Origin of the sequence: Rhizobium sp. AN6A, from assembly GCF_900215635.1 — a bacterium.
In the GTDB taxonomy this organism is placed as follows: Bacteria; Pseudomonadota; Alphaproteobacteria; order Rhizobiales; family Rhizobiaceae; genus Agrobacterium; species Agrobacterium tumefaciens.
In genome coordinates this window covers 1445289-1457288 of the sequence record NZ_OCNC01000004.1, presented here as the reverse complement: position 1 = coordinate 1457288, position 12000 = coordinate 1445289, and the positions used below count along the sequence as shown (strand labels likewise).

Here is a 12000-nt window from a genome sequence, read left to right as displayed (position 1 = left end):
AAGCTGCCCATGGACACAAAGCCGAAAAACCTGCCCGATGCCGCCGATTTCGCCCACGTCAGCGAATGGGTCTTCGACCTCGACAACACGCTCTATCCGCATCACGTCAATCTGTTTTCCCAGATCGATCGTAACATGACGGCCTATGTTGCGGAGCTTTTAAAGCTCGAGCCCGACGAGGCTCGCGCGCTTCAGAAGCGTTATTACCACGAACATGGCACCACGCTTCAGGGCCTGATGATCCACTACGGCATCAGCCCGGACGAGTTTCTGGAGCGCGCGCATGCCATCGACTATTCCGCACTGAGCCCGCATCCGGAGCTCGGCGAGGCAATCAAGGCGTTGCCGGGCCGCAAGTTCATCCTCACCAATGGCAGCGTAAAACATGCGCAGGCAGCGGCGGGCGCACTCGGCATTCTCGACCATTTCGAGGATATATTCGATATCGTCGCCGCGAACTATCTGCCAAAACCGGCCAGCGCGACCTATGAGAAGTTTGCGGCACTTGCAAAGCTCGACACCAGAAAAGCCGCCATGTTCGAGGACCTGCCACGCAATCTCGCCGCACCCAAGGCACTCGGCATGAAGACCGTGCTGCTCGTTCCTTCGAACCTCGAAGGCGTCATCATGGAGCGCTGGGAGATCCCCGCTGCGACGGATGCGCATATCGACTACATCACTGACGATCTGACCGGTTTCCTGACCAAAACGATCACCCGCTGACCGGCAACATCGAAATCGAGCGCAGGCGACATTACCGAAGCTTCATGCACCTTACGGATGTTTAAGTAGTGGACTGCCGCCTGCGCCACTATCTTCCTCCTCAGGGACACCAACGGAAGGTAATGACGATGTCTACACGAAAGATCGCACTCTCTGCTCTTGGCGCAGCCCTCTTGCTCGGCTCGGCCGCTACAGCCAGCTTTGCCGCCCCGCCAGCGCACGGCAAAGGCCACGGCGAGCGCATGCCGTTCCGCCCGGAACTGGCGTTCGTTCAGCTGCTGAAGGTGGCCGACACCAACAAGGACGGCAAGATTACCAAGGAAGAGTTCGCCGCACGTCAGGACGCGCTTTTTGCCGAGATCGACAAGGACAAGGACGGTTCGATCACGCCAAAGGAAATGCGTGAATACCGCCAGGCCAAAATGGAGGCGTTCCGTGCGGCTCATCCGCGCCCAGAGGCTGCTGACGCCAAAGCGGGCGAAGGGAAGGGACCTGAGGGCAAGCGCGCCGAACGCGAACATGGCGGACGTCAGGGCTGGGGCAAGCATGGCGGCAAGGGTGGGGCGTTTGCGATGATGCGCATGGCCGACACTGATGAAAACGGCCAGGTCAGCAAGGCCGAATTCACCGCGGCCGGCGAAAAAATGTTCGAACGGCTGGACAGGAACAAGGACGGCGTCATCTCCATCGATGATATGCCAGACCGCCCGTTCCTTTAATCACACAAGAAAAAGCCCGCTCAAGCGGCGGGCTTTTTCCTTTCAATGCAGGCTGACGGTTTTCAGATCGTCTTCGGCAGCCTTGAAAAACGTGCTGGAACGATTGTCTGTCAGGAGGATCGGCGTGCCATCCGCGCCAAACAGGGCCCAGAGATCGAGTTGCGGATCGAGATCAGGCGCTTCCGGGAAACAGCGGCTTACGTCTTCCGCACGGATTTTACGGATATAGCCCACTTCTCCCTCGCCGATATGGGCGAGCTGGGACCGGGTGAGACGCGCATGCGCTTCTTTTAAAAGCATATTTCAGCCTCCTTCTTCACGCCGAGCGATTCGTGTCGGATTCCGGCGTTCACGTTCTACTCTGAGACGGAAATATTAATTTTCTTTACCACGTTTGAAATTTCGGGCTTCACCAGATCGATGGCAAGAAGGCCATTGCGCAGGCGCGCGTCCCTCACCTGCATGCCGTCTGCAAGCACGAAGACCCGCTGGAATTGTCGGGCAGCGATACCCCGGTAGAGAAAATCCCGCTTTTCCTGCTCCTGCTGGCGACCGCGAATGACGAGCTGGTTGTCGGCCGTTGTCACATCCAGATCGTCCTGCGAAAAACCGGCGACTGCAATCGTGATACGCAGGCGTTCCGGCACGTCTTCACCGCCGGGCAGGCGCTCGATGTTGTATGGAGGATAGCCATCATTGGCCTTCGCCATACGCTCCAGCGTTTTTTCCATGGCATCAAAACCCAGCAAAAGCGGGTGGGTGAATGGCGTCATGCGGCTCATATCGTCTCTGTCCTTGCAACCAAGCGACGTTTCGCGGTCCCGCTTCCGGCAACCCTGCCGGTCAATCTTACCGGCTCTACGCAATATGGGAAGCAAAACCACGATGCGCAAGGCGGGGCCACAAGGCAAAGGCGGGCACGCCGAGGAATGAGACTTGACAAGTGAGCGTCCGCCGCTCGAAAAAAGCGCCTTATCTCAACGGCGGGCAAGACATGGCAGAACGCAGAAAAATCATCATCGACACGGATCCAGGTCAGGACGACGCGGCAGCGATCATGCTGGCTTTCGCAAGCCCGGAAGAAATTGAAATTCTCGGTCTATGCGCCGTCGCCGGCAATGTTCCGCTGAAACTGACCAGCCGCAACATCCGCATCATCTGCGAATTGTGCGACCGCACCGATATTCCCGTCTATGAGGGTGCCGAGCGGCCACTGGTGCGAAAGCCCATCACTGCCGAGCATGTTCACGGCAGCACCGGCCTTGATGGCCCGGTTCTCGACGAGCCGACGATGGAAACACAAAAGCAGCACGCCGTCGATTTCATCATCGAAACGCTGCTGCGAGAGCCTGCGGGCACCGTGACGCTCTGCACGCTCGGCGCGCTGACCAATGTGGCGCTGGCTTTGCAGAAGGCCCCAGAGATTGCCGGTCGCGTCAAGGAACTGGTGATGATGGGTGGCGGCTTCTTTGAAGGCGGCAACATCACACCGGCTGCGGAATTCAACATCTATGTCGATCCGCAGGCTGCCGATATCGTCTTCCGTTCCGGCGTGCCCATCGTCGTGATGCCGCTTGACGTAACCCACCAGCTGCTGACCACCAAGGCGCGTGTCAGCCGCATTCGCGATATCGGCACACGCCCGGCAATCGCCATGGCGGAAATGCTGGAATTCTTCGAACGTTTCGACATCGAGAAATACGGTTCGGACGGCGGCCCCCTGCACGATCCAAGCGTCATCGCCTATCTCCTCAAGCCCGAGCTGTTTCAGGGCCGCGATTGCAATGTCGAAATCGAGGTCAATTCCGAACTCACCATGGGCATGACGGTGGTGGACTGGTGGCGGGTGACCGAGCGCCCGGTCAACGCCCGCGTGATGCGAAATGTGGATGCGGACGGCTTCTTCGAGTTGCTGACGGAACGTTTCGCCCGCCTCTGATGGGAACGCAGACATGAAAAAGGGCCGCTGGCATGGCCAGCGGCCCTTTCATTTGGAACCACGGGATATTCTCAGAACTCGGTCCAGTCGTCCTGTGCCAGCGCGTTTGCGCCGCTGGTTCTTGGGCGGACACGTTGGGTCGCAGCCGAGCGGCCCGATGCCTGTGGCGGGGCGACAGGCGCACGCATTGCCGCCGCGGTGGCGCGCAATTGCTGGCCGGACTGGCTGGAATGACCGCCGGATACGGAGAAGCCGGCAACGAGCGATTTCAGCGTTTCCGCCTCGCTGTTCAGCGTCACGCTTGCCGCCGTTGTTTCTTCCACCATGGCCGCATTCTGCTGGGTGACCTGATCCATCTGGGTGACGGCGGAATTGATTTCCTTGAGACCGACCGCCTGCTCGCTGGCGGAGGCCGAAATCTGCCGTATCAGCTGGTTGATCTGCAGAACCTGATCGGCGATCTTTCTCATCGTCTCGCCGGCCTTGCCGACCAGCTGGACGCCCTCGCCCACCTGCCTTGATGAGGTGTTGATCAGACCTTTGATCTCCTTCGCGGCTGTCGCGGAACGTTGCGCCAGTTCACGTACTTCCTGCGCGACGACGGCAAAACCCTTGCCAGCCTCGCCCGCGCGGGCGGCTTCCACGCCGGCATTCAGCGCCAGAAGGTTGGTCTGGAAAGCGATTTCGTCGATTACCCCGATGATGCGGGAGATTTCCGCCGAGGATTGAGCGATGCCTTCCATGGAACTGACGGCCTGCTGCACGACCTCGCCCGACTTGCCGGCGTCGTCGCAGGCATTGCTGACAGCTGTCGCCGCCTGCGCTGCGTTTTCCGCACTGGAATTGACCTGCGCAGTCAGCTGGTTGAGGGCGGCAGCGGTTTCTTCCAGGCTTGCAGCCTGCTGTTCCGTGCGGTGGGAGAGATCGCTCGCAGCGCGGGTGATCTCGCCGGTGCCGTTGCCGATGCTGGCAACGGTTCCGTTGACGGTGGAGACGGTCTCCTCGAGGCTGGCGAGCGCCGAGTTGAAGTCGTTGCGCAGCTTTGCATATTCACCGGGGAACTGGTCCTCGATGCGATAGGTCAGATTGCCCTGCGAGAGCGCATTGAGACCCGCGCCGAGTACGCTCACGATATGTTGCTGCATCCGGCTGTTCTCATTGCGCTCGGATTCGGACCTGTGGCGCTCCGTTTCCGCATTGCCACGCTGCACGGCGGCATCCGCTTCCATTTCGCGGATACCGGCAAGCTTCGCACGGAAGCCTTCCAGAGCCGTTGCCACCGCGCCCGTCTCATCCCTGCGTTCCTGTCCGGAAACCGGCACATCGTAACGACCGTCGCTCAGTGTTTTCACATCGGAGACCAGCGAGGCGAGCGGATTGCGGACGAAATAGCGGACGGAGAAATATAGCGCGGCAATAACCGCCGCAAGAATGACGATCGCCCCAAGGATCATCAGATAAGTCTGCTCCTGCACCGGCGCATTCAACGCCTGATGCGGGATATCCACCAGAACCACCCAGGTGGCATTGAGGCCCGGAACCGCAAACGGATAGACAAGGCGGTTATAGGGCGCGTCGGTATCAAGGCCGAGATTTTCGATCAGGCCCTGCTTGCCGGATGTGATCGCGGCCTGAACGGTGCTCGCACCCTCCCCGTCATAGGCCTTCATGTTCTGCTGGGGCGTCGGCGGTACCAGCCATTGGCCGCCCTGCGAAATGAGTGTCACACGGCCGGTTTCGAAAGGATGCAGCGCCTGCAGCTTCTGCGACAGGGCTGCCAGCGAGATATCGACCCCCGCCACACCGATCATCTTGCCGTCCGACATGACGGGATAGGCAAGCGAGGTCATTGTGGTGGGCACTTCCGTGCCTTCAGCCAGATAGGGCTGGGTAATGGCGCCCTTGCCGGATTTGGCAGCAAGCGAATACCATTCCGCTGCATAATCGTTCTTGAAGGTCGAAAACTGGATGTCGCCCTTCTGGGTCTTCGACCAGTAGGGGGCAAATGCACCTGTTGCATTGGTGCCGAGATCGAGCCTGTTGGCGATCTCGGTGCTTTGTCCGTCGAAAAGGCCCAGCTGCTCACAGAACCAGCTTCCGAAAGCAAAAGCATTCTGCTCGACATTGGCCTTGAGGATGTTGACGATGCCGGGGCGGTCCATCGATTTCGCCTGATGCGCACGGCCGATGATACCGGCCATGGAGCGGGCGGCGCTACCGAGTTCACCGACATCGGCGGCGATGACGTTGGCGATGGCGCGTGCCTCGGTGTTCGCCTGATCCATGGTCAGCGAATGGACACGGTCGCTGGTCTGGGAAATGAGGAAGGAATTCGATGCGACAAGGACCGTGGTGATTGCACAGCCGGTTACAAGGATCAGCTTGGTCGCAAGCGACTTCACTTTGAAATTGAACATTTTGGCCTCGATCAAATCGCCGGCCGAAAAGGCTGGCGTCAACGGATGAGAAATCTCCGTCATGGAGGCCCGTCCAGAATGGGACAGTGTGCTGCATCGCGACGAGGCAAAATTAGGTTATGTTTGCTAATTAACCCCTAAAATTACTTCGTCGCGCCAAGCAAAAAATCAATGTTCGTAATAGGCGGAGACGATGTTCCATGCATCGTCGGCCGTTTCGGCGAAATGTAGCAGCTCCATATCTTCGGGCGCAATGGTTCCGAAGTCCGCGAGGAATTCGAAGTTGACGACGGAGCGCCAGAATTTCTCTCCGAACAGGATGAGCGGAATGGGCGCCATGCGCTTCGTCTGGATCAGCGTCAGCGTCTCGAAGAGTTCATCGAGCGTGCCGAAACCGCCGGGGAAGATCACCACGGCCTTCGCGCGCATCAGGAAATGCATCTTGCGGATGGCGAAATAGTGGAAGTTGAAGCTCAGCTCCGGCGTGACATAGGGGTTGGGCGCCTGCTCATGCGGCAGAACGATGTTGAGACCGATCGACGGGCCTCCCACATCGGCAGCGCCGCGATTGCCCGCTTCCATGACACCCGGACCGCCGCCGGTAACCACCACATATTCCAGGTGGTCGGATTTCGCGCCATAGTCGGTGCAAAGCCGGGCGAACTTGCGCGCTTCCTCGTAATAAACAGAGGCCTGCTCCAGATTGCGCTTCTGCGTCTCGTTGCGCGCCGCCCAGGCCGCGCCGCCCGGTTCGGGAATGCGGGCGCCGCCGAACAGGACGACGGTAGATTTGATCCCGCGCTCGCTCAGCGCCATCTCCGTCTTCAGAAGTTCCAGTTGCAGCCTGACGGGGCGCAACTCCTCGCGGCAGAGAAAATCCATGTCCACATAGGCAAGCCGGTAGGACGCGGAATCCGACTGCGGCGTCTTCTGAACGACTTCGGCCTGCTGCTTGTCCGCAGAGCTACGCTTCAACGGGTCCCACACCCCATCCTTGCGCCGCAATTTGCCGTTTTTCAGTCGTGTCATTTCCAAGCCTTTCGTCTGGTGCGCCAAATCACCCAAATCACATTGACGCCTTTCCAACACTCCCTTAGATCAAATGGCCAGAGCCTTCCAGCGGCGCGGGACCATCCGTGACCACGAACACACGCGACTTTAAGGAATTTTCCATGAGCCTTACGGATCTCATCTCCCTCGAAACCATCATCGAAACAGCCTTTGACAACCGTGACGGTGTGAACGTATCGACAAAGGGCGAGGTTCGCGACGCGGTGAACACATCTCTTCAACTTCTAGACAGCGGCAAGGTCCGTGTCGCCGAAAAGCAGGCGGACGGGAACTGGAAGGTGAACCAGTGGCTGAAAAAGGCCGTGCTCCTCTCCTTCCGTCTGAACGACATGGAAATCGTCACCGGCGGCCCCGGTGAATCGACCTGGTGGGACAAGGTGCCGTCGAAGTTCGAGAACTGGGGTGAAAACCAGTTCCGCGCTGCCGGCTTCCGCGCCGTGCCGAACGCCGTCGTGCGCCGCTCGGCCTATGTGGCCAAGAACGTGGTGCTGATGCCTTCCTTCGTCAATCTCGGCGCCTATGTCGATGAAGGCACGATGGTCGACACCTGGGCGACGGTCGGCTCCTGCGCGCAGATCGGCAAGAACGTGCATCTGTCCGGTGGCGTCGGCATCGGCGGCGTTCTGGAGCCGCTTCAGGCTGGCCCGACCATCATCGAGGACAATTGCTTCATCGGTGCCCGTTCGGAAGTCGTAGAAGGCTGCATCGTGCGCGAAGGCGCGGTTCTCGGCATGGGCGTCTTCATCGGCAAGTCGACCAAGATCGTCGATCGCGCCACCGGCGAGATCACCTATGGCGAAGTGCCACCCTATTCCGTCGTCGTTGCTGGCACCATGCCGGGCAAGCCGTTCCCGAACGGCGAGCCGGGCCCGAGCCTTTATTGCGCCGTCATCGTCAAGCGCGTCGATGAAAAGACCCGCTCCAAGACCGGCATCAACGAGCTTCTGCGCGACTGATAAGCTGATACCATGACCACGACCGATCCCGTTGCCAATCTTGCCGCCCTCATCCGTTGCCCTTCGGTGACGCCCGCCGAAGGTGGCGCGCTATCCCTGCTAGACACCCTGCTTTCACCGCTTGGCTTTGCGGTGGAAAAGATGGTGGCGACGGAAGCGGGAACGCCTGACGTGGAAAACCTCTACGCCCGGCTTGGCACGGAAGGTCCGCACCTGATGTTTGCGGGCCATACCGATGTCGTTCCGGTAGGCGACGAGGCGGCATGGAGCCATCCGCCCTTTGCCGCTGAAATTGCGGGCGGCGAAATGTTCGGACGTGGTGCGGTGGACATGAAGGGTGGCATTGCCTGTTTCGTTGCCGCCATTGCCCGCTACATCGAGAAACACGGAAAACCGAAAGGTTCCGTTTCTTTCCTGATCACCGGTGACGAGGAAGGCCCCTCGATCAACGGCACCTCCAAGTTGCTGGAATGGGCCGCCGCCAAAGGCGAGACATGGGATGCCTGCGTGGTGGGTGAACCGACCAACCCCGACCAGCTGGGCGACATGATCAAGATCGGCCGCCGGGGATCGATTTCGGGCCGCATCACCGTGCATGGCGTGCAGGGTCATGCCGCCTATCCGCATCTGGCCGACAACCCCATTCGCGGGCTGCTGCAACTGACCCACGCGCTGATGCATCCGCCCTTCGATCACGGTACGGACGACTTCCAGCCGTCCAATCTGGAAGTGACGACCATAGACACCGGCAATGCCGCCACAAATGTCATTCCGGCGCGGGCGACGGCGTCGTTCAACATCCGTTTCAATGACAGCTGGACGGTGGAGAGCCTGCGGGCGGAAATCATCCGTCGCCTCGATGCCGCCGCTGCCGAAGGAGAACTTCGTCCCGACCGCAGCCCGGTCAAATATGATATCGTCTGGGCGGACCGGCCGGCCCATGTTTTCCTGACGCGGAACAATGCGCTCATCTCATCGCTTTCCGGCGCCGTGGAAGCCGTGACAGGCAAGGAGCCCAAGCTTTCGACCACCGGTGGCACGTCGGATGCGCGTTTCATCAAGGATTATTGCCCCGTCGTGGAATTCGGCCTCGTCGGGCAGACCATGCATATGGTCGATGAGCGCGTGGAAGTCGCCGATCTGGAGACGCTGACACGCATCTACGAGACCTTCATCGAACGCTGGTTCTCCCATGCCGACGGCAAGTGAAGTAAGGCTCTATCTGAAAGGCCTCTGGCTGCTGCTGCTCGGCGACCACACCGGTGCGCGCTATCTGGATCTGTCCGAGCGCGGCATGTGGCGGTCCTTCTACTCCGCCCTCTGGTGCCTGCCGGCCATGCTGGTGTCCTGGCTGTGGCTGCGCGCTGCGTTCCTGGCAAGCTATCCGCCCGGAACAGGAACGGGGTTCATCTTCTTTTTCCGCCTTGCGATGGTCGAGGCTATCTGCTGGATCGTGCCGCTGCTGTTGATCGGCATGCTGCTGTTTGCCTTTGGCGCGAGGGAAAAATTCACCGCACTGGTCACCACCATGAACTGGCTGTCGCTGCCGTTTTCCTATGCCTATGCGGTTCTGATCCTGATCGCGTTCTTTCTGCCGCCCTTGCAGGGGCTGATAGCCATCCTCTGGCTGGCACTCCTGCTGTCGCTGGTCTTCGCCTTTTCGCGGATCGTGCGCTTCTTCATCCGCGACCAGTCGTTGCTTGTATCGGCGATCGTCATGACCCTGCTGGTGCCGGGCATGCTTCTGTCCGAGGCGCTGCAGCGTTTTCTCGGCGTTTATCCGGCCTGAGAAACGAGACGGACTTCAGTCCGTGTCTTCGACCGTCTCGACCTTTGAATAGACACGCGGCGGAATGACGTCGGGATAATCGACCTGCATGAAATAGAGACCATCTGGCGGCGCGACAGGGCCGCAGGCTTTGCGATCCCGTGCTTCCAGTGCCGCGCGCACGTCTTCCGGTGTCATGCTGCCTTCACCGGCCATTTTCAGCGTTCCGGCAAAAGAGCGTATCTGGTTGTGCAGAAAGCTCTGCGCGGTGGCGCGTATCTCGATAAGATCGCCATTGCGCGTCACATCCAGCCGGTCGAGCGTTCTGACCGGGCTGCTCGCCTGACAATGGACTGAGCGGAAAGTGGTAAAATCGTGCCGGCCGACGAGCATCTGTGCAGCTTCATGCATGCGCTCATGGTCCAGATCTTTCGATACCCACCATGCGCGCTTGTGCTCGAGTGCCAGCCGCGCTTTCCGGCAAATGATGCGGTACAGATAATGGCGGCGCAGCGCGGAGAAGCGCGCGTCGAAGTCCTCGGTCACAGCCGTTACGTCGACAACCGAGACGGCCTCTTTCGCCATGGCCAGATGGGCGTTGAGAGCATTGCGAAGCTTATATGGCGCCCAATCGCGAGAAAGATCGACATGGGCTACCTGTCCCACCGCATGCACACCGGAATCGGTGCGGCCAGCGCCTCGAATGGACACGGTCTCGCCAGTCAGCGACCGGACGGCAGCTTCAAGCGCGCCCTGAACCGAAGGGCCATTGTCCTGTCTCTGCCAGCCGAAGTAAGGCGTGCCGTCATATTCGACGGTCATGCGGAAACGCGGCATCAGCCGAGCCTCGTTCTGGCCGGAACGGGTGTGCCACGAACGAAATCGGCAGCCGACAGCGACTTGCCACCTGCCTTCTGCAAACGGGTAAGCCGCACCGCGCCACTGCCGCAGGCGATGGTCAGGGCGTCATCGAGCACAGCGCCTGCCTCGCCCATACCGCTCGCCAGTTCTGACGCCAGAACCTTCACGCGCTCCGCCTTGCCGCCGATCTCCATTTCTAGCCATGCGCCGGGAAAAGGCGAAAGGCCGCGAATATGGTTATGGACGTCCTGTGCCGGCCGGGAAAAATTAATCCTGGTCTCGCCCTTGTCGATTTTCGATGCATAAACGACGCCTTCTTCCGGCTGTGCAACGAGAGGAAGATCGTCTGCTTCCAGCTTGTCCATCGCCTGCCGCATCAGCCGCGCGCCTGTCAGCATCAGGCTGTCGTGCAATTCACCTGCCGTGGTATTCTCACCGATCGTGACCTTGGCGGTCAGCGCCACCGGGCCGGTATCCAGCCCCTTTTCCATTTTCATGACCATCATGCCGGTCTCGGCATCGCCAGCCATGATCGCCCGCTGAATGGGTGCCGCACCGCGCCAGCGCGGCAGCAACGAGGCGTGGCCGTTATAGCAGCCAAGGCGCGTACCGCTCAGGATCGCCTCGGGCAGTAGCAGCCCATAGGCAACGACAACAGCGACATCGGCGTTGAATTCCCTGAATTGCTGCCGGTCTTCCTCGGCCTTGAAATTCGCCGGCGTCAGCACGGGCAGACCCAGCAGTTCGGCCGCCTGATGCACCGGCGATTTCTGCAGATCGAGGCCACGGCGACCGCCTGGACGCGGCGGCTGCGTATAAACGGCAACGACCTCGTGACCAGCCTCCACCAATGCACGCAGCGTGGGAACGGAAAAATCCGGCGTGCCCATGAAAATGATGCGAAGAGCCATATCGCCCCCTGCCCTCTATGTCGTTCCGTCTACATATTTAAGACGAATCAGACCTTAGCGCGGGCTGCTTTGGTGAATTTCTTGATGACCATTTCTCGCTTCAGCCGCGAAATATGGTCGATGAACAGAATGCCGTTCAGGTGGTCGATCTCATGCTGCAGACACGTCGCCAGAAGCCCGTCCGCATCGACCGTCTGCTGCTTGCCGTCACGATCGACATATCGCACCGTCAGGGATGCGGGACGCTCCACCTCGGCATAATAATCGGGAATGGAGAGGCACCCTTCCTCATAGGCCGAGACGTCGTCCGACACTTTGAGGATTTCCGGATTGATGAAGACGACCGGCTTTTTCTCCTCGTCCTCGCGCGAAACGTCGATCACCAGCATGCGGCGCGGCACGCCCACCTGAATGGCGGCAAGGCCGATACCCGGCGCATCATACATGGTTTCAAGCATATCGTCGGCAAGGCGCAACACTTCGGCATCCACCTGTTCGATGGGCCTTGATTGCTGGCGCAGCACGGGATCGGGCAAAATGATAAGCGGTTTGATAGTCATGGCTTCCCATAACGTATCTCTTGCGCTGAGGAAATAAAAAATACGCGGTCGAAATGGGACCTTCGTCCGGTTTTG

Annotated in this window: 13 protein-coding genes; 6 read left to right on the top strand and 7 right to left on the bottom strand. The window is 59.8% G+C overall.

Features of this window, described 5'->3' with window-relative positions:
* Window positions 1-9 precede the first annotated feature (9 nt).
* Window positions 10-723: a pyrimidine 5'-nucleotidase gene (locus CRO62_RS19655; RefSeq protein ID WP_097101374.1), complete on the top strand. Its 714-nt coding sequence runs from the start codon at window positions 10-12 to the stop codon at window positions 721-723.
* Between the two features lie 122 nt (window positions 724-845).
* Window positions 846-1442, top strand: a complete 597-nt coding sequence (locus CRO62_RS19650) for an EF-hand domain-containing protein (protein ID WP_025592284.1) — start codon at window positions 846-848, stop codon at window positions 1440-1442.
* Window positions 1443-1484: 42 nt separating this feature from the next.
* On the opposite strand, the gene CRO62_RS19645 is transcribed toward CRO62_RS19650, so the two are convergent.
* Window positions 1485-1742, bottom strand: coding sequence for a DUF1150 family protein (locus CRO62_RS19645; RefSeq protein ID WP_003493591.1), 258 nt, complete (start codon window positions 1740-1742; stop codon window positions 1485-1487).
* A gap of 56 nt (window positions 1743-1798) precedes the next feature.
* Window positions 1799-2224, bottom strand: a complete 426-nt coding sequence (locus tag CRO62_RS19640) for an Hsp20 family protein (RefSeq protein ID WP_013635387.1) — start codon at window positions 2222-2224, stop codon at window positions 1799-1801.
* Window positions 2225-2436: 212 nt separating this feature from the next.
* Here CRO62_RS19640 and CRO62_RS19635 point away from each other — a divergent pair, with 212 nt between their 5' ends.
* Complete coding sequence (locus CRO62_RS19635) at window positions 2437-3381, top strand: nucleoside hydrolase (protein WP_097103149.1); 945 nt, start codon at window positions 2437-2439, stop codon at window positions 3379-3381.
* A gap of 71 nt (window positions 3382-3452) precedes the next feature.
* On the opposite strand, the gene CRO62_RS19630 is transcribed toward CRO62_RS19635, so the two are convergent.
* Both CRO62_RS19630 and CRO62_RS19625 read right to left on the bottom strand, forming a co-directional pair.
* Entirely contained in the window at window positions 3453-5798 is a 2346-nt protein-coding gene (locus tag CRO62_RS19630) for a methyl-accepting chemotaxis protein (RefSeq protein WP_097103147.1), read from the bottom strand.
* Window positions 5799-5966: 168 nt separating this feature from the next.
* Window positions 5967-6827, bottom strand: a complete 861-nt coding sequence (locus CRO62_RS19625) for an LOG family protein (RefSeq protein WP_097103145.1) — start codon at window positions 6825-6827, stop codon at window positions 5967-5969.
* Window positions 6828-6970: 143 nt separating this feature from the next.
* On the opposite strand from CRO62_RS19625, the gene dapD reads away from it, so the two are divergent.
* The 3 genes from dapD to CRO62_RS19610 are packed head-to-tail and all read left to right on the top strand — an operon-like array spanning window position 6971 to window position 9614.
* Complete coding sequence (dapD, locus tag CRO62_RS19620) at window positions 6971-7825, top strand: 2,3,4,5-tetrahydropyridine-2,6-dicarboxylate N-succinyltransferase (RefSeq protein ID WP_097101372.1); 855 nt, start codon at window positions 6971-6973, stop codon at window positions 7823-7825.
* A 12-nt stretch (window positions 7826-7837) separates the two neighbouring features.
* Window positions 7838-9034 (top strand): succinyl-diaminopimelate desuccinylase, encoded by a 1197-nt coding sequence (dapE, locus tag CRO62_RS19615; RefSeq protein ID WP_097101370.1) that lies wholly within the window; start codon window positions 7838-7840, stop codon window positions 9032-9034.
* Entirely contained in the window at window positions 9018-9614 is a 597-nt protein-coding gene (locus tag CRO62_RS19610) for a hypothetical protein (protein WP_019564415.1), read from the top strand. The genes dapE and CRO62_RS19610 overlap by 17 nt, the downstream gene beginning before the upstream one ends.
* A 15-nt stretch (window positions 9615-9629) precedes the next feature.
* On the opposite strand, the gene truA is transcribed toward CRO62_RS19610, so the two are convergent.
* From truA to def, 3 genes are read right to left on the bottom strand one after another with little or no spacing between them, the layout of a single operon-like run.
* The gene (truA, locus tag CRO62_RS19605; RefSeq protein ID WP_019564416.1) at window positions 9630-10430 is read right to left on the bottom strand and encodes a tRNA pseudouridine(38-40) synthase TruA; all 801 of its coding nucleotides are present in this window, start codon (window positions 10428-10430) and stop codon (window positions 9630-9632) included.
* The gene (fmt, locus tag CRO62_RS19600) at window positions 10430-11365 is read right to left on the bottom strand and encodes a methionyl-tRNA formyltransferase (protein ID WP_097101368.1); all 936 of its coding nucleotides are present in this window, start codon (window positions 11363-11365) and stop codon (window positions 10430-10432) included. Before fmt ends, truA begins: the two co-directional genes overlap by 1 nt.
* Window positions 11366-11412: 47 nt before the next feature.
* On the bottom strand, window positions 11413-11925 hold the full coding sequence (def, locus tag CRO62_RS19595) for a peptide deformylase (RefSeq protein WP_003514812.1): 513 nt from the start codon (window positions 11923-11925) through the stop codon (window positions 11413-11415).
* Window positions 11926-12000 lie beyond the last annotated feature (75 nt).